We start from the raw sequence: 17,816 nt of genomic DNA, 5'->3' as shown, positions 1-17,816 counted from the left end.
TGACTAGGGGAAGTCGCGTGCTGCTGCCGGCCGGTGTACCGCAAGCGAGCGGAAAAAAACGTCCCCGGCAGGATTCGAACCTGCAACCTTCGGCTTCGGAGGCCGACGCGCTATCCAGTTGTGCCACGGGGACATATGGTGAGCGGGCGGTCCACCGGTTTCGGGGACCACCAGCAGTCATTCACCCCATTGGGGCATTGCTGAACGACGGCTCTAGACTATCCTTTTAGAGCGGAAACCGCAATTGGGTGGTCGACCGCCGAGCCCCCTCGCTGGGCACCGCATTACACAAGACAACTGGGGTTCGGGCTTTGCTCGAAACTACTTACAATTCCTGCATTCACAATCTTGCTTAGCATATTTCGCAGGTCGTGTCCGTCGAGAACACCGACCTGATCACGGAGGATGGAATGGAATTTCCAGGGGTGGATGGCTTCTTAGGCACGCGGGCATCGCTGATGCTCGACGTGGTGTTCCTGGCAATGTTCCTGGTAATTCCGCTGATGGCAGGCAGCATTGCCCTGGCGCGGTTTCGTCGTCAATGGCAATCGCACAAGCTCATTCAACTCACACTCGGCATCGTGCTGCTGCTGGCCGTGGTTGCGTTTGAAGTCGACATGCAGTTCCTCACCAAATGGGAAGCCCGCGCAGAGCCTTCGCCCTACTTCAGCGAAGCAACGCAATGGAGCTGCCCAGCCGGCGTGGCCCTGATCGTACACCTGATGTTCGCGGTACCAACCGCTTTGGTCTGGGTATATGTGATTGTCAGTGCACTGCGACAATTCCCCAAACCACCGGTGCCAGGCGCCCACAGCTTTCAACACAAGCTGTGGGGGCGCGTGGCGGCAATCGGCATGACCATGACAGCCATCACCGGATGGGTGTTCTACTACATGGCCTTTGTTGCCAGCTAACAGCAACTCGGCCGAACACAAGTATTAAACCGTGTCGCGATACTGCGTCTTCACTGGCTCGCCGGCTGACAACGCGATGCGATTCAGCGCGTTGATAAAGGCCAGTGTACTGGCTTCAACTGTGTCGGTCGAAACACCGCGTCCACGATACAACCGGTTTTGATATTCGAGTTCAACGGTCGACTCACCTTGAGCGTCCTTACCCTGACTCACGCTGTGGACGCGATAGTCGCGAACCATCACCTGAGTGTCGGTGATTTTCTCGATCACGCGGAACAGAGCGTCGAGGGGACCATCGCCGCCGAAGAAGGTGTCGGTCACCTGCTCCCCACCCCGCTTGAGGGTGACTGTCGCAGCAGGGATGCCATCGGCTTCGAGCTTCAGCTCGTAGCGAACCAACTGCCATTGATCGTCGTGGGCGGCAACTCGCTTGTCGATCAACGCGGCAATGTCCGAGTCGTAGACTTCCTTCTTCTTATCGGCCAGCTTTTTGAAGGCCTCGAACACCTCCTGCAACTTATCCCCTTCCAAATGGTAGCCAAGCGACTTCGCCCGATCGGCCAACGCCGCACGACCACTGTGCTTGCCGAGCACCAAGTCGGTCTTCTGGAATCCAACATCCTCGGGACGCATGATCTCGTAGGTGGTGGGATTCTTGAGCATGCCATCCTGGTGGATGCCCGACTCGTGGGCGAACGCATTGCGGCCAACGATCGCCTTGTTGCGTTGCACTTCGAGACCGGTGACGCTCGATACCAGGCGACTGGTCGGCACCAAGCGGGTGGTGTCGATGCCGGTTTCGCAGTGGTAGAAGTCCGACCGAGTTTTGAGTGCCATAACGATTTCTTCCAGCGAGCAATTTCCCGCCCGCTCGCCGATGCCGTTGATGGTGCACTCGATCTGGCCGGCGCCGTTCTCGACGGCCGCCAAACTGTTGGCCACGGCCAGTCCCAGGTCGTTATGGCAATGCACACTAATCACCGCCTGGTCGATGTTCGGCACCCGGTTCTTCAGGTCAGCAATCACACGCCCCATGTACGCAGGAGTCGCATACCCCACCGTGTCGGGAATGTTTACCGTTGTGGCCCCCGCTGCGATGGCTGCTTCGACCACTTTGCAGAGGAAGTCGATCTCGGTACGGGCGGCATCCTCGGGACTGAACTCAATGTTGTCGCACAGCGACTTCGCCCGCTTCACTCCAGCGATGGCCCGGTCGATGATCTCCTGCTTGTCCATCTTGAGTTTGAACTCGCGATGGATCGCGCTAGTCGCGAGAAACACGTGGATACGTCCCTGCTCGGCGGGCTTCAAAGCCTCGCCGGCTCGGTCGATGTCCTTGTCGTTACAACGTGCCAGACCGCAGATCGTCGCCCCTTTGGTGTTTTCGGCAATGGAGCGAACCGCTTCGAAGTCGCCAGGCGAGGCGATGGGAAACCCTGCTTCAATCACATCCACCTTCAGATCGACTAGCGCTTGGGCGACCTCGAGCTTTTCGCCAAGGTTCATGCTGGCACCTGGAGATTGTTCGCCGTCGCGGAGCGTAGTGTCGAAGATTACGATGTTACGTGACATGGGTAGTTGTGGAGTAAATGAGAGGAAAACGGAGTGACATAGAAACAAAAAAACCCCGAGGTGAGAGACCTCAGGGTTGGTAGATTGCATTCAGTATGGTTGCAAAGTCCCTAAGGCGTGCTCGGAGCAAGCAGTAGTAGGAGAGCAAGGCTAAGGAGGGTCTTTGTGTCCATGGTTGTAACCTAGCTGACAGTCTGTGTCGGGTCAAGGTTCGGTAGATAGGTTTTGCCGCAGTGAATTCTGCTATAATTCGGCCATGCGAAAAATCACCCTGTGCATACCGCTGTTGCTGGCAAATTGGGCCTTTGGGCAGCTCGATTTCATGCCTTCCGAGCCGCTTCCGGCGGCCGAGGCTCGGGTTGTCGAAGTCACTAGTAATATCGAACGCGAACTCGCACAACTCCAGGCGCTGGCCGATGCTAAGGCCTGGGACGAAGCGGTCGACGGAATGCTGCGGCTAGCTGCCGAATCGAACAACGCACTGGTCGAGGTTTCCGACGACTGCTTCCTGCCGATCGGCAACGCCTGCCAATGGCACCTGAGTCGGTGGCCTGCCGAGGGTCTGGAGCGATACCGACAACGAGTCGACGCCACCGCTCGCCAGATGCTCGAGACCGCCCTCGCTGCCCGCGACACGGCTGGTATTCAGCAGGTGATCGATCAGTACTTTGTGAGCAGCGTCGGCGACGACGCTCTGCTGGCGATGGCCGATCTGTCGCTCGAAGCGGGCAATCTGTCGAAAGCACGCAGCTCGCTGCAGATGCTCTCGCCGCGACTTTCGTCTGACGACGGCCGACTGTGGGGAGTGATCCTAACCAATGGAACCTGGACCGCTGCCCAATTGAAACAGCTCGCGACGAGCGATCTTGCCAAGCGGGCAGCGACGGCCAGTTTGGTTTACCCCGATACCGATCTTCCGGTGGCCGACATGCTGGCCCGGCTGGCGGTGATCTCGATTCGTCAGCGGAACTTCGCCCGCGCCGAACAAGAACTCGCGTTGCTCGAAGCCTGGTACCCAAATGCCCAAGGCGTGCTCGCGGGCCGCCAGGCGGTGCTCGCCGAGAGTGTCGCCAGCAGCCTGCAATCGGCAAAGAACTGGCCGATGCCAGCGGCTCAACAAACAAGCCCCGCAGTCGGCGACCTCAATCAGGTGGTGTGGCGGCACGAAGCCCCCACGCCGGCAGTGCGCACGGCCCAGCGTCCGGTGGACTTATGGCTCCGTCAGGTGGGCACCCCGGCCGAAGCTCCCTTACCGGCGATCCCCGATTACCTTTTGCCATTCACCGGCAACGAAATGGTGATCTACACGCCGGTCGACGCGGAACTTCTGCAATTCAGCGCGGGCGATCCTTGGATTGCCCTCAACGCAGCAACAGGCAAACCACTATTTGGAGAGACCGGCACCGTCTACGGGCCGCCGGTTGCTCGCCCGCAAGCTTCTCGGCAAAACAATGCCGACAACTCACTCGCTGCTCCACAAATTGCGATCCGTGCTCGACAGCTTCAAATGCAGGTGGAAGTACGCAACGGCATGGTCATCCAACGAGAGCTCGTACTCAACAATCGCCCTATGGCCGCTGGGCAATCTTCCAATCCACCACAAGGCTGTCTGATCGACGACCTGCTTTATGCCGTCACGCTTCCCAAAGCGAATGCGACCATCCGCTCGAGCGCCGCGCCTGCTACCAAACACCTGATGGTGCTCGATCTGTCGGCCGAGGGAAAACTAGAACTCGAAATTGAACCAGACGAAGGAACTCAGTTTGTTACCGCGCCGCTAGTGACTGATGATTACATCTACCTGGTGGAACAACACACTGAGCAAGGGGGCCAGGTGTCGGTCGCCTGCTTTGCTCGTACGACGGGTCGCAACGTTTGGCGGACGCCGGTGTGTGCCATTTCGGGAGAAGGAGCCTCGCTCAGCAGCGACGCGTTGACACAGGTGGAAGACAAGCTCGTGCTTGCGGCTCCAGGCCTAGTGGTTACCGTCGACGCAATTACAGGGCGAATGAAGTGGGCCCGCAAGTACGAGCGTGCTCGCTCCACCGCACCAGACGATCTAGCCCTGGTTGGCACCCGCACCCGTGGAGCCGTGCTGGCGACCAGCGAAGGCATTGTATGTGCTCCGGTCGATGCGGCCGGCATGTTCGCACTCGACTCCGAAACAGGTCAAACCTTGTGGTACAACGCCCAGCCTTGGGATGTAGAGTACGTACTGGGCGTTGTGGAGAATCGTTTGATTGCTGCGGGCAATCAGCTTTGGATTTTGGATGCCACCACTGGCCAGCGGCTATCCCAATGGCCGCATCCGATGGATGGCAACCTGGTGCTCCGCGGCCGGGCATGCATGGCGGGCGATGAGGTCTTCTGCCCAACGAAAGATGCCATCCATACTTTCAATGTTCGGACCAGCCAACCATCGCGGGTGCCGATTCCTCTCGAAACTGACGAGGGGGCTAACCTTACCGTTTGTGGGCAGGGCTTGCTGGTTACCACCGACGAATTCATCCTGTTTCTCGGAAAATCCCCTCCTAAGAAGGGGGAACAGAAGGTCGACGAAATCCGCTTGGGGACCCTGCAATCGGAGCGTCGCGAGTTTATATTGGACTAACCTTGCTGGCAGGCACCCCCTGACTCCCTACCCACCTCCCGCCTGCCGGCCACATCACGCTAGAGACATTAGGAATACTCCATGCTTGGTGACAGCGATCTGGAAGACATTCGCCATCTTGGGCAAGCCAGCGATCGTTTGACGAGTGAACTCGGCAAAGTGATCGTCGGTCAGCGCGAAGTGGTTGAGCAATTGCTGATCGCCATGTTCGCCCGCGGCCATTGCTTGCTGGTGGGTGTGCCGGGACTGGCAAAGACACTGCTGATTCGCACGCTTTCCGATGCGTTGTCGCTCAACTTCAGCCGGGTTCAATTCACGCCCGATTTGATGCCGGCCGACATCACCGGCACAGAAGTCATTCAGGAAGACAAGTCGACCGGCAAACGCGAGTTTCGTTTCCTCGAAGGCCCGCTGTTTGCCAATATCGTACTAGCCGACGAAATCAACCGTACTCCGCCCAAGACGCAAGCGGCATTGCTCGAAGCCATGCAGGAGAAGCAAGTCACCGTCGGGGGCAAGCGATACACACTGCCCGAACCTTTCTTCGTGCTGGCGACCCAAAACCCGATTGAGCAGGAAGGCACCTATCCGCTTCCCGAAGCTCAGCTCGACCGCTTCATGTTCATGGTGCAAGTCGAATACCCGGATGCCGACGAAGAACTGGCCATCGTCAAACAAACCACGGCCGACATCGAAGTGTCGGTATCCGAAGTGCTCTCGGCCGAAGAGATTCTACGGCTAAGCCACGTAGTGCGGCGAGTACCGATTGCCGACCACCTTGCCCAGTACGCAATCGCCATCGTTCGCAACACTCGCGTCCGCGGCGGCAAAGCCAAGGTGCAAGTGCCGCCGATGGTGGATCAATACGTAAGCTGGGGCGCAGGCCCTCGGGCCAGTCAGTATTTGGTGTTGGCCGCCAAAGCACGAGCCGCTCTGGCAGGTCGCCATTGCGTCGAAAGCGACGACTTACGGGCAGTGGCCGGTCCGGTGCTGCGACATCGCTTAATCACAAACTTCAACGCCGAGGCCGATGGCATATCTGCCGACGACGTGATCTCCCACCTGTTAGAAACTACTCCCCTGGGAACCGAATCGGCGGCGTAACGCCTGGTATGACGAACTTGGTTCCCTCCCACCTCGTTTCTTATTTTTTGTTGAGCTTGCCATGACTAACTACCTCGATTTTCGCGCACGCCGATTTGTGCTCGTCGCCACGATCGTGGCCTTAAGTGGCATGGCCGCTAAGGTTGCCAACGCAACCGCGGCCATCCAGCGAGTGTTTATCAACGAAATCGTCAAACCAATGGACGACAAAGACTACATGAACTTTGTTCGTCGCAAGGCCAAATGCAACGTTTGCCATCAAGGCAAAGGGGGCCATAGCAATAATCCTTACGGGGCCGCGCTCGCGACCTTGATTGATCACGAGGAAGATGAAAAGGACAAGGAAAAAGTCCTGGCTGCGATCAAACAAGCGAACGAGATGCCTTTCGGCGAGAGTGGTGAAACTTTCGGCGAACGCATTGCTGCTGGCAAACTGCCAGGTGGCGACGATCTGGAAGAACTGCAAAAGGAAGTGGAACCCGAACCCATCGTGTTGTTCGATGGCGAAACGCTCGAAGGTTGGGTCGGCGCTACCGATTCGTACGAAGTACGCGATGGAGCGATTGTCTGCCCTGCAGGCAAGGGTGGTAATCTCTTTACCAAGGACGAGTACGCCGATTTCGAGTTCTCGTTTGAGTTCCTGCTGACCCCAGGCGCCAACAATGGCATCGGCATTCGTGCTCCGCTCGAGGGCGATGCGGCCTACTCGGGCTTCGAGATCCAGGTACTCGACAACACGGCCGATAAGTACGCGAACCTGCAGCCTTACCAATACCATGGCTCCGTATATGGTATCGCCCCTGCGAAGCGAGGCTTCCTGAAGCCCGTGGGCGAATGGAACACCGAAGTGATTCGCGTGAAAGGCCGTCAGATCACTGTGACCCTTAACGGCGAAGTAATCACCGACGTCGATCTCGACGAAGTCGCTCCGGAAGGCAAGACGAAGGATGGGCACAACCACCCTGGTCTCACCCGTGAAAAAGGCCATATCGGCTTCTGCGGGCATGGCGACGAAGTGCACTACCGCAATCTAAAGGTCGTGCCGCTGGTCGAACACGGCGACGACGATGAGGACGAAGAAGAGGACGACGATCAGTAGTGATTGCTAATCGTTTAACGAACAAACGATTGGTACCGGCTTTAACGGTTAGCCCATGATTGGGCGATCATAGCCGCTTCGATCCTTACAGCTACTTTCAGGCCACCACTTCCTAGCGAAGTGGTGGCCTGCTTTTTTTCAGTTTCCCGACTCTCGACCTAGCCACAAGCTAAATATCCTTATGTAGGTCGATATCGCCATTTTGCAGAGCGGTTTCGGCATTAGTCATCACGACTAGAGCACTCCTCAAGTGCTTCTCGAAACTCGGGACTTCCGCTTAGGAGTCGAGTCTCGAAAAGTGGTCTTGAGTGGATAGCTCGAATGAGTGGGCAGGTATCGTGAGGCTGCAAAACTATTCCGCCGATCCGTGGTGTCGCGCGCCGATAACCATGCGCGGGAATAGTGGCTTCTTACCCGGCCGCTCGTACGAGCTTGCAAAGGTTGCAGGAACGTAGCGAAGTTGCTCGGATGAATGTCGCACGAACAAATGGTGCCTCGCACAACGATTGCTCTTGCCATGCAAGCAGCACTCTGCGAACGCGCTGTTTACTTCGGGCGCGACGACTAGCTTTGCTCTTGTTATTGATCCAAGGTTGCTGCAGCGGAGCGTTTGCTCAAACCGTAGTTGTCAACCGCGAATACGATATCAAAGCTGCTTTTCTTTACCAATTCTCCAAGTACGTCGAATGGCCATCCGATTCGTTCTCCAAGGATGATCAACCCTTTGTTATCGGAATCGCCAGTTCCAATCCATTTGGTTCGAGTCTTGATCAAATCGCTGAGCGTAAGAAAGTATCGGGTCGAACCATTGAGATCGTCACCGTTACCGAGACGTCCGAAGTCGCACATTGCCATATCTTGTTCATCCCAGGAATAGAACTTACTGACAAAGACCAAGAACTGCTTGCAGCCGCTGCTGACGTTGCTGTACTGACCGTTGGCGAATCTGACGAATTCATTTCAGCAGGTGGCAGCATGCAATTCTATCTGGAAAACAACAAGGTTCGTTTTGCTTGCAGCCGATCGACGGCCGCTGGAAGCCGCTTAAAGATCAGTTCCAAGTTGCTATCGCTCGCGAAAATTATCGATCCCCAAACTGCATCGTCCACCCCGTAACAGATCGCGTCCCATGCTAAAACGCTGGTTAAACCGATTGCCGATCCAGAGAAAGCTCACCTTCTTGGTGCTTTCTGCGGTATTGACTGCGCTGTTGCTATCGTCCGTGGCGTTGCTGTTCAAACACTGGCAGTTCGAACGCGCTGCCATGGTTCGTCAGCTCAATTCGCTGTGCGATTTGCTGGGGGCCAACACGACCGCCTCGATTGAATTCGACGACAACTTGGCGGCTCAGCAGCTGCTCGATTCACTACGACTGCAGCCATCGATCGAAGCGGGGTACATTTACCTGCCTGATGGTGAGATCTTTACCGCTTACTCCCATTCGAAAACGTCCATCGACCCTCCCGCTGCCCCTACAGAGATGGGACACGCGTTTCTCGGCAAGAATCTGCTTTCGGTAGCCTCTCCGATTGAATCCGATGATGAAGTGATAGGCACCATCTATATCGTGGCCAATCTCGATGCACTGAACCGTGAAATATTCGACTATTCCGTCATTGTGCTGGTGGTTGTACTGATTTGCTCGGGCATCACCTATCTAGTGTGTGCCCCTTTGCAGCAATCGATTGCGGGTCCCATTCTGGATCTGGCCAATACCGCCAAACGCATTTCGGCGGAAGAGGATTACTCGATCCGTGTGACGAAAGACAGCGAGGATGAACTCGGGGTGCTCTACGATCAGTTCAATCGCATGCTCGATCAAGTCGAAACTAGCAAACAAGAGCTTCAAGAAGCGAACGATCAATTGGAAATTCGCGTGGATCAAAGAACGCGACAGCTGTCTGACGCCAATTACGAACTCAGCAACGAAGTGTCCGAACGCCGAAGGGCCGAACTGGAACTCGAGCGGGTGCATCGTGAGTTTGTCGAGGCGGCTCGATACGCTGGAATGGCGGAAATCGCTTCGGGCGTGCTGCATAATGTTGGCAACGTGCTCAATAGCGTGAATGTCTCGGCGAATACGATCTTCCAACGCCTGAAGACCTCCAAACGCAAGCAACTGAAGCGTCTGGTCGACCTGTTCAACGAGCACTCCGACGATCTGGGAGAATTCCTTAAGAACGACGAACGAGGCAAACAGATCCCGAAGTTTCTGGACAAACTAGCCGAGAGTCTCGAAACCGAAGACAACGTGATGATGATCGAGTCGTCATCACTGACGAGTAATATCGAACATATCAAGGCGATTATCGCCACCCAGCAGTCCTACGCAGGCACGAGCGGGCTGGTGGAACCGATGAATATCAACGAACTACTGGAGGATGTCATTAAGCTCAATGCATCCTCCTTCGATCGCCACCAGATTCAGATCGTCCGCGATTTCGGTGAACTATCGGAATTGCTGGTCGATAAACAGCGACTACTGCAAATCGTAATCAATCTGGTCAAGAACGCCAAAGAATCGTTGCTTGAGCAAAGCGACAACGAGCGCGTATTGCGATTAACGACGTTAACGAAAGACGACCGCCTATTGGTTCAGATTTCTGATACCGGTGTTGGTATCGAGCCACATAATCTTACGAAGGTTTTCTCGCATGGCTTTTCCACAAAGTCAGGCGGCCACGGCTTCGGACTGCACAGTTGTGCCAATGCCGCAGCCACCATGGAAGGCGAACTTACTGTCGAGAGCGAAGGCCACATGAAGGGGGCCACGTTCACACTCAGTCTTCCCTGCAAGCCTGTTGTCGTTGCATCCCATTAGCCGCCTAGCAAGAACTCGCTCATGATCACCACAGAGAGATTGGCAATGCCACAAGTCGCCACGAACACGCGGATCTTGATTGTCGACGACAATCCTGCCATCCACGAGGACTATCGGAAGATACTCGCACTCGACACCGAGGACGAAGCCCTCGACGAGTTGAGCGCGCTCGTATTCGGCGACGAAGCCTCGTCGACCGACGTTCCGACGTTCGAGCTTATCTCCGCCCATCAGGGGCAAGAAGCCTACGAATTGGTCAAACGCAGCCAACTGGAGAACACTCCGTTTGCCATGGCGTTTGTCGACATGCGTATGCCACCCGGCTGGGACGGGCTACAGACCATCGAGCACCTATGGCAGGTCGATCCACGATTGCAGGTGGTGATTTGCACTGCGTTTTCCGATTACTCGTGGTCGGAGATCATCGAGCGCATTCCCTATCGCGATCGGCTACTCATACTCAAGAAGCCCTTCGACAATGTCGAAGTTTGTCAGCTGGCCATTGCGCTGACGCAGAAATGGGACCTCGAGCGTCATGCAGAAAGCAAGATCGACTCGATCGTGGAAACCGCCGTGGATGGCATTCTAACGATGACCACCGAGGGCGTGATTGAGTCGTCGAACCAGGCGGCCAGCTTCTTGTTCGGTTTCTCGCGTGATGAGTTGGTTGGCAAGTCCTTTGCCACGCTCCTTACCGAGCCGGCCATCGCAACCTGGCAAGCATGCGTGGGCAAGACTCTTACCAAAAAGAGCGAGGAAGCAGTACCTGCCATTGATGTGAATGGCGTTCACAAATCGGGCAAGGAAGTACCGATGCTCGTGAGCCTTAGCCAATTTGACGCTAGCGACGGCAAACGCTGGACGGCTATCTTGCGAGACCTTACCGAATACAAACAACTGCAAGACAAGTTGAATCAGGCGCGTAAGCTGGAATCGGTTGGTCAACTGGCCGCCGGGGTGGCTCATGAAATCAATACGCCGATGCAGTTCATTCACCAGAACATTGAGTTTGTTCGACATTGCACCGAGAAGATCGAACGCGTGTTCGAGGCCTTCGAACGCAATCTCGATCTGACCGGTCCCTCCAAGACCTGGGATGAACGCTGGGGCGAGATGATTAGCATCAAGGATCGCGAACAGTTCTCGATGGTCCGCACCGAATTGCCTCAAGCGATTGAGGAAACCCTCGAAGGCGTGCGTCGTGTGGTCGAGGTAGTTCAAGCGATGTCTCGCTTTACCAATCCCGGACAGGAATCCTGCGCTCCGCTTGACATTAACAAGGCGATCGAGAGTGCGACCACAGTTACCCGAAACACCCTCAAGAAGATTGCCAAGGTGCATCTGCACCTCGATCCTAAGCTACCAGAGTTGGTATGCGTGCCGCATGAGATCCACCAAGTGCTGCTTAACCTGATTGTGAATGCCTCGGACGCCATTCAGCAGAAGTATGGCGAGCACGACGAACCACAGGGACGCCTGACGCTCCGCACGATTCAAGAACCCGATCATGCGGTGATCGTGGTCGAAGACGACGGTGTCGGCATTCCGTTGGATATCCGCGAGCGAGTGTACGACCCCTTCTTCACGACGAAAGAGGTCGGACGTGGCACCGGTCAGGGGTTGTCGGTTGTCTATAACACCGTGGTTCACAAACACGGCGGTTCGATCGATTTCGATAGCACTCCCGGCGTTGGCACCCGATTTACCATTCGCTTGCCGTGGGACACGCCTTGCGAGACGCTCAGCAAGTCGGCAGAAGAAGATCTGCTACCAGCCGAACCGTACAGCTAACAAGCTTAAGCGGCGTAGCTCACAATATTAGGATGTCGACAGCCTGGCGGCTTGAGTTCGCATTCGCCAGCGATCCACAACGGCCAAGAGCGCGGGCAGCATGAGCAAGTTGGCCGCCAGCGCAACGGCCATCACAACGCTGATTACGCAGCCAAAGTAGGCGATCGGCAGAAATCGCGACATCCCCATCACCGCAAAACCAGCCGCGATCACCACGCTGGTAAGCGTGCAAGCTCTCCCGACCGACAATTGAGTCGTGGCGATCGCTCGCTTCACGCTCTGCCCTTTCGCTCGACTCGAGCGATATCTCCATAGGTAGTGGATGGTATCGTCCACCGCGATTCCCAACGCGATGGCCAGCATCATGGAAGTCACCGTATTGAATGGCACATGGAAAATCGCCATCAGGCCGACGCATGACGCCCCAGCGAACAGTGGTGGCATCATGCCGATGAACGCTAGCCGCCATGACTTTAGCACCAAGGCCATGGTTAAGAGCACCCCAATCGTGCTGGCGATGAGCGATACCACTTGATCGCGGAGCAGCTCTCTAGCAACGTGAGCGTAGAAGTAGTAAAGCCCAGTCATACGGACCTGGTATTCATCGCCGAGGAGCTCTTCTGCTCGCGCGCAGATTTCGTCTCCCAACTCGATCTTGCTCGCCGCATCAGGTCCTTCGCTGGCGAAGAACGCCACACGCATGGTTCCTTTCTCTGGATGTACAAACTCAGCGAGTGGTTCGTCGCCGAGAAACATCTTTAGCGCGGTCGTGAGTAAAGTGGTTCGGCGTTTCAAGGCCGAGTCGGTTGTTGGCAAATCAAAGTTGCCGAACTTGAACAGGTCGACCACCGAAATCATGCGGACGATTGGTTCGCGACTGCCGTACTCTTCTGTCAATTGGTCAATCGCGGCCAGAGAGTGGGGCGAGAGCACCTGACTCCCGTCGCGACGATCGATTAGCAGCTCCATCGATTGCATGGGGGTCAGCGTGTCTTGCACGAATTCGTAGTTGGTACGAATCTCGTCGTCGGGACGAAAGTTTTCCAGGAACCGCAAACTGAACTGCAACTTCGCGGTGAGGGCTGCGCCGCCGATGCCTACGATCAAGAACAGCAACATAATCGGCAACGGATTCTTTCGCGCTAATAAGAGCGAACCACGAAGCAAGCGATCGATCGGCCGCGATAGCATCGGTTGCGTCTTATACTGCGTCAGCGTGCCGCACGCGCCGGCTAAACTCAGCACCAGCCCAACTCCCAAGCCTAGCAGCATGAGCAAGGCGAAGGTGCGGACCGGTTCGAGGGCCGAAACACCGACTGCCCCGAACCCAACCATGGTCGTGGCGACGACTCCGGTGCAAGGACGAATCAGCCGGCGGATCGTGATTTCGGCGTGACCTCGTGTTTCGTCGTGACCCACGGCAAGATGCACACAGTTAGCAATCGTTAACACAGCGGTCAGCAGCACCAGCATCGGCAGGTTCAGCGCGGTGTTGATGCCCAGCCATACCGACAAGCCCAGCGTAATAGCGACGCTCGCAACACCTACCAGCAACGGATAAGCAGCCAGGCGGAACGAACCGAGCGACAACAACAGCACGACCAGCGAAGCGGCTGCGCCGAGCATGCCGAACGTCACCAAGTCGTCCCACACGAGATGGGTCATCTCGTAGCTAAGCACGTAAGGGCCGGTCAGCACTACTTCGTGCCCTGGATGCTCGGCCCGCGCCTGGGCGACTATTTGCTTTAGCGCGGCGACCGTTTCGCCGCGGGTCATCTCCTTGACCACCGAATCGTCGCGCATTTGTAGAATGATGCTTGCGGCTCGCTTGTCGCTGCTGACCAACAGCCCCTTGGCGATGTTGGTGTCGGCCAAAAACCGCCGCAACAACTTCGGGGCCTGGCAGATCGAAGCTGCTCCGTCGACGGCTGGCAACTCGCTCGATTGCTTAACGACCTCTTCCAAGCATTCTTGCGTCTCTGGAGAAAGTGCATTCTCGGATCGGACGACGATCAGTGTCAGCTCGACGCCAGCGAATTCGTCGATAAATGCTTCGAGGTCGCGAAACTGCTGCGAATTGTTGCCGGCCAGAGAGCTTAGGGAATACTCGTCGGACAGCCCAGGACGCCAAAGCGAAACCGCACTGGCCACGGCAGCAACTGCCGCCAGCACCAAGATGGGGCGGTGCCAATTCGCGATTCGAGCGGCTATGTCCAAGGTCCAACTCCCAGAAGCAACAATAAACCACGCAAATCGAGCCTCTCTGCCCTAAAGCACCGAGAGGCTCGTTTGCAGGCCGGACGCCTGTTGAAGTAACTCAACAGTTCCGCCCTTCTTGTTGCATTACCTTGTGCACCCCAGACAAGTTTCGGCAAATTGCCAACCAGCCGGGGTGACAGGACCTAGGCGTCCCACTTTTCTTCGAACTTCGAGAGCCACAGCAGCACTGGCGAGGCAATGAAGATCGAGCTGTAAGTACCGACGATCACACCGACCACCAACGAGAAGGCGAATCCGTGGATTCCGTCGCCGCCGAAGAAGTAAAGAATTGCCACCACGATGAATGTGGTCAACGAGGTAAGCAATGTACGGCTCAACGTTTGGTTCACGCTGGTGTTGATCATATCCGCGGTGAGGTGCGGGCTCTTGCCTCGCACTTCGCGAATGCGGTCGAACACCACGATCGTATCGTTCAGCGAGTAACCGATGATGGTCAAGAACGCGGCCACGATCGACAGGCTGATCTGGAACGCATCCAGCTGCAGCGCGGTTGCCAGCGGCGGAACGTTGTTCACCACGAAGGCACTCAGAGCAATCAGACCCAAGGTCACGAGCACGTCGTGCACCAGGGCAGCCACGGCAGCAAGACCGTAGCTAATCTTCTGGAATCGCAACCAAATGTAACCCACGATGCCCAGCAGGCTAACGCCGATGGCGTAGATCGCTTGCAGTCGCAGGTCACCAGCGACGCGTCCACCAATCTTGTTGGCCAGCGGGAAGATCGGCTTGCCGTTGTACTCGCTGACCAGATCGTCGACCACCGCTTGAGCTTCGGACTGCTCGATGCCGTTGAGTTGGACTTCCCAGTTGGCAAAGCGGCGACTCGATCCGTCGGTGTACTCAGCGTTGGTAACCACGGGAGCCATGCCCGCATGGTCGCGTTCTTTGAGTACCCGCATCAAGTCGGCCTGAATCGAGTCGTGAGTCACGCCGGCCAAGTCGTCGGAGGCATTTTCCCCAAGATCGGCACCGAAATGGATGGTCGACTTAAACCCAGTAAATACGTTCTCACCTTCGCCCACAGTGAACGAATCCACCGGTTCGGCTTTCACGTGATGGGTCTTCAGTTGGCCCTCGAAGGCCTTGCCCAGGATATCTTCGACCAACGACACAGCGCTGGTAATCGGTTGGCCGTCCTCGTCCAACTCGTCCTGCAGGCTGCAGTCGATTTTGTAGGTGCGAGTCTTTGCTGCGGCTTCGGAGCTCGATTCGGCGTTATCCTGCTTCCGTTCCACGACCAGCAGGTTCTTATCCGCCAGTTCGGTTTCATCGAGTGCCTTGCGGACATCAGAGATGTCGAGCGGCTCGGTCAGCACCATGGTCACCGAGGTACCACCGGTGAAGTCGATGTTCAGCAAGTTCGACTGCCGCGAAGCGACACCAAACATACCGACCACGATCACGATCAGCGACAGAACAGCAGCCACGGGCCATTTGCCCATGAAGTCCATGTTGGCGCGGGTCAGCATCTGCATCATCGACAGTTGCTTGATCCAGCCATTCCGCTCGGCGATATCGAACAGGATACGGGCACAGAAGATGGCCGTATACATACTCATGATGATGCCGAGGAACAACGTGATGGCAAAACCACGAATCTGGTCGGTACCAATCACGTAGAGCACAATCGCAGTGATGAGCGTCGTGACGTTCGCGTCGACAATTGTGGTTGTCGCTCGGTCGAAACCATTACGAATCGCCATGCGTAGCGTCGAACCACGAGCGAGTTCTTCGCGAATACGCTCGAAGATCAGCACGTTGGCGTCCACCGACATACCGACGGTCAGCACCAAACCAGCAATACCAGGCAACGTGAACGCAGCGTTCAGCATCACCATGGTTCCTACCACCAGCACAATATTCACCACGAGTGCCAGGCAGGCCACGATACCGGCAAACCGGTAGTAAACCAGAATAAACAGCAGCACAATTGCCAGCGAAGAAGCCATGGCACGGGTACCCTGACGAATGGTGAGTTCACCAATCTCGGGGCCCGTCTGCTCTTCGCTCACAGGAGTCTTCTGCAACTCGGCCGGCAAGCTACCCGCGTCGAGAATACTAACGACGTGGTCGACTTCTTCTTCGTCCATCCCGCGGCCACTAATGGTACCGCTGTTGGTAATCTTACTACGAATACTCGGTGCCGAGCGGACACTTTCGTCGAGGATGATGCCCAAGAAGTAAGGACGGGGATTCGGCGTGTGAGTGGCAGTTAACTGGCCGAAACGCTTGGCCCCCTTGGCATTGAAGCTGAATCGAACCTCGAAGCCTTCCTGTCCGACACCCTTGCTCGCCGACGACAGGAATTCACCAGTCACGTCATAGGGATCAAGGTACACCAGGATTTCAGGAGTCTCATCAACACCCATCCGCTTCACGACACTCTGGCCGCGGACATCATCGCCTGCAGGATCTTCGTCGACTTTGCCAAACTCTTCGACATCGTAAGGAACCCAGCGGGCAACATCATCGGGACCCTGGGTTACCACTTTCTGACCAGGTGGCAGCAGCAATGCGCTCTTTACGATGCGCTCGAACTCGGGACGATTCTTGTCGACCAAGATACGGAACTCGAGTTGTCCCAGGTCGGTAATACGACGCTTGAGATCAATCAGCTCCGCATCGCCGGCCTTGGGAACGATGAACTCGATGCTCTTGCCGCGGGTGCGGATAGTGACTTCTTTGGTACCGCTCGGGTCGACACGTTGCTTGAGGGCTGCAAGCATCTTCGACATGCTTACCGGCGCCCGCGATTCGGTCGTTTCCTCCGTTTCGGCTTCTGGCTGATTCTTCTGGTCCTTGTCGTCGACCACCGAATCGGGATCCTTCAGGTCGTATACCAGGGTCACACCACCACCCAGGTCGGGACCCAGCTTGAAGCCACCTTCGCGAGTCGCAGCTGAGGCAATCGCGAGAATACCGGCCAGCGTCGTGGCAATCGCCAGCGAGATCTTCCACCCATGGTCGGGCAGGTTAAACGACTTGGCTAGGCGCGAACCCAGAATGGCGGGCACGATGAAGACCAGGGCCAGGATCAATAGCACTTTGCCAGCGGCCACGAAGGTGTTTTGTTCACCGGACTCGGTAGCAGCAGCATCGGTCGACGCGGTGGAATCAGCAGCGGGGGATTCAGCCGTCGTCGAATCTTCAGTCGCAGGCGTCTCAGCGGCTGGTTCGGTGCTGCGTTCTTCAGTAGTCGGTTCGGCCGCAGGAGCGGTTTCGGCTGGTTCGGCCGGAGCTTCTGGCTCGGCAGCAGCTTCTTCCGTCGCAGGCTCCGCGGCTGGTTCTTCAGCAGCTGGCTCCTCGGTAGCTGCTTCAGCAGTAGGCTCTTCGGTAGCCGCAGGCTCTTCCGCAGCGGGTTCCTCGGTCGGCGGGGCCGACTCTTCGGTCATCGCCGGCTCTTCGGCCGCGGGCTCGTCAGCAGGTTGCTCTGCCGCGGGCTCTTCGGCTGCCGGGGCTTCGTCCGCCTCGGTAGCGGGCTGCTCGGCGACAGCGGGAGTTTCGTCCTGAGCCAATGCGGTGACGGGTCCCACAGCCTTGGTGGTCGCCAACAGCATGATCATCAACAAGAGTGCGGACAGCAGCCGCGATGAAGTCAACTTGTTCATTTCGATTCGTAGATCT

The 17,816-nt window shown here is 56.7% G+C and carries 10 protein-coding genes and 1 tRNA gene; 7 read left to right on the top strand and 4 right to left on the bottom strand.

What is annotated here, in order from left to right; genetic code table 11:
• Positions 1–59: 59 nt before the first annotated feature.
• Positions 60–133, bottom strand: a tRNA-Arg gene (locus Pan181_RS06970).
• Positions 134–371: 238 nt separating this feature from the next.
• Between Pan181_RS06970 and Pan181_RS06965 the strand changes: the two genes are divergently transcribed.
• Positions 372–914 carry a DUF420 domain-containing protein gene (locus Pan181_RS06965; protein WP_231943776.1) on the top strand — a complete coding sequence of 181 codons (543 nt, stop codon included), beginning with the start codon at positions 372–374 and terminating at the stop codon, positions 912–914.
• Positions 915–938: 24 nt separating this feature from the next.
• Here the strand turns inward: Pan181_RS06965 and Pan181_RS06960 are convergent, their stop codons facing one another.
• The gene (locus tag Pan181_RS06960; protein ID WP_145246141.1) at positions 939–2,486 is read right to left on the bottom strand and encodes a 2-isopropylmalate synthase; all 1,548 of its coding nucleotides are present in this window, start codon (positions 2,484–2,486) and stop codon (positions 939–941) included.
• Between the two features lie 256 nt (positions 2,487–2,742).
• On the opposite strand from Pan181_RS06960, the gene Pan181_RS06955 reads away from it, so the two are divergent.
• The 6 genes from Pan181_RS06955 (at position 2,743) to Pan181_RS06930 (ending at position 11,912) form a co-directional block, all read left to right on the top strand.
• Complete coding sequence (locus Pan181_RS06955) at positions 2,743–5,097, top strand: outer membrane protein assembly factor BamB family protein (protein WP_145246140.1); 2,355 nt, start codon at positions 2,743–2,745, stop codon at positions 5,095–5,097.
• A gap of 81 nt (positions 5,098–5,178) precedes the next feature.
• Positions 5,179–6,201, top strand: a complete 1,023-nt coding sequence (locus Pan181_RS06950) for an AAA family ATPase (protein WP_145246139.1) — start codon at positions 5,179–5,181, stop codon at positions 6,199–6,201.
• A gap of 61 nt (positions 6,202–6,262) precedes the next feature.
• Positions 6,263–7,300 (top strand): 3-keto-disaccharide hydrolase, encoded by a 1,038-nt coding sequence (locus Pan181_RS06945; protein WP_145246138.1) that lies wholly within the window; start codon positions 6,263–6,265, stop codon positions 7,298–7,300.
• A 468-nt stretch (positions 7,301–7,768) separates the two neighbouring features.
• A complete protein-coding gene (locus Pan181_RS06940; protein ID WP_145246137.1) occupies positions 7,769–8,416 on the top strand; it encodes a YfiR family protein in 648 nt (215 codons plus the stop codon).
• 13 nt (positions 8,417–8,429) lie between these two features.
• The gene (locus Pan181_RS06935; RefSeq protein WP_145246136.1) at positions 8,430–10,121 is read left to right on the top strand and encodes an ATP-binding protein; all 1,692 of its coding nucleotides are present in this window, start codon (positions 8,430–8,432) and stop codon (positions 10,119–10,121) included.
• A 45-nt stretch (positions 10,122–10,166) separates the two neighbouring features.
• Positions 10,167–11,912, top strand: coding sequence for an ATP-binding response regulator (locus Pan181_RS06930; protein WP_145246135.1), 1,746 nt, complete (start codon positions 10,167–10,169; stop codon positions 11,910–11,912).
• A gap of 27 nt (positions 11,913–11,939) precedes the next feature.
• Here Pan181_RS06930 and Pan181_RS06925 read toward each other — a convergent pair whose 3' ends face one another.
• Together Pan181_RS06925 and secD are read right to left on the bottom strand one after the other, a co-directional pair.
• The gene (locus Pan181_RS06925) at positions 11,940–14,129 is read right to left on the bottom strand and encodes an efflux RND transporter permease subunit (RefSeq protein WP_145246134.1); all 2,190 of its coding nucleotides are present in this window, start codon (positions 14,127–14,129) and stop codon (positions 11,940–11,942) included.
• A 185-nt stretch (positions 14,130–14,314) separates the two neighbouring features.
• A complete protein-coding gene (gene secD, locus Pan181_RS06920; RefSeq protein WP_145246133.1) occupies positions 14,315–17,800 on the bottom strand; it encodes a protein translocase subunit SecD in 3,486 nt (1,161 codons plus the stop codon).
• Positions 17,801–17,816: the final 16 nt, after the last annotated feature.

The sequence above is a fragment of the Aeoliella mucimassa genome, assembly GCF_007748035.1.
Taxonomy (GTDB): domain Bacteria; phylum Planctomycetota; class Planctomycetia; order Pirellulales; family Lacipirellulaceae; genus Aeoliella; species Aeoliella mucimassa.
Note: the sequence above shows the minus strand (reverse complement) of the source record. Positions and strands in the feature narration are given on the sequence as shown.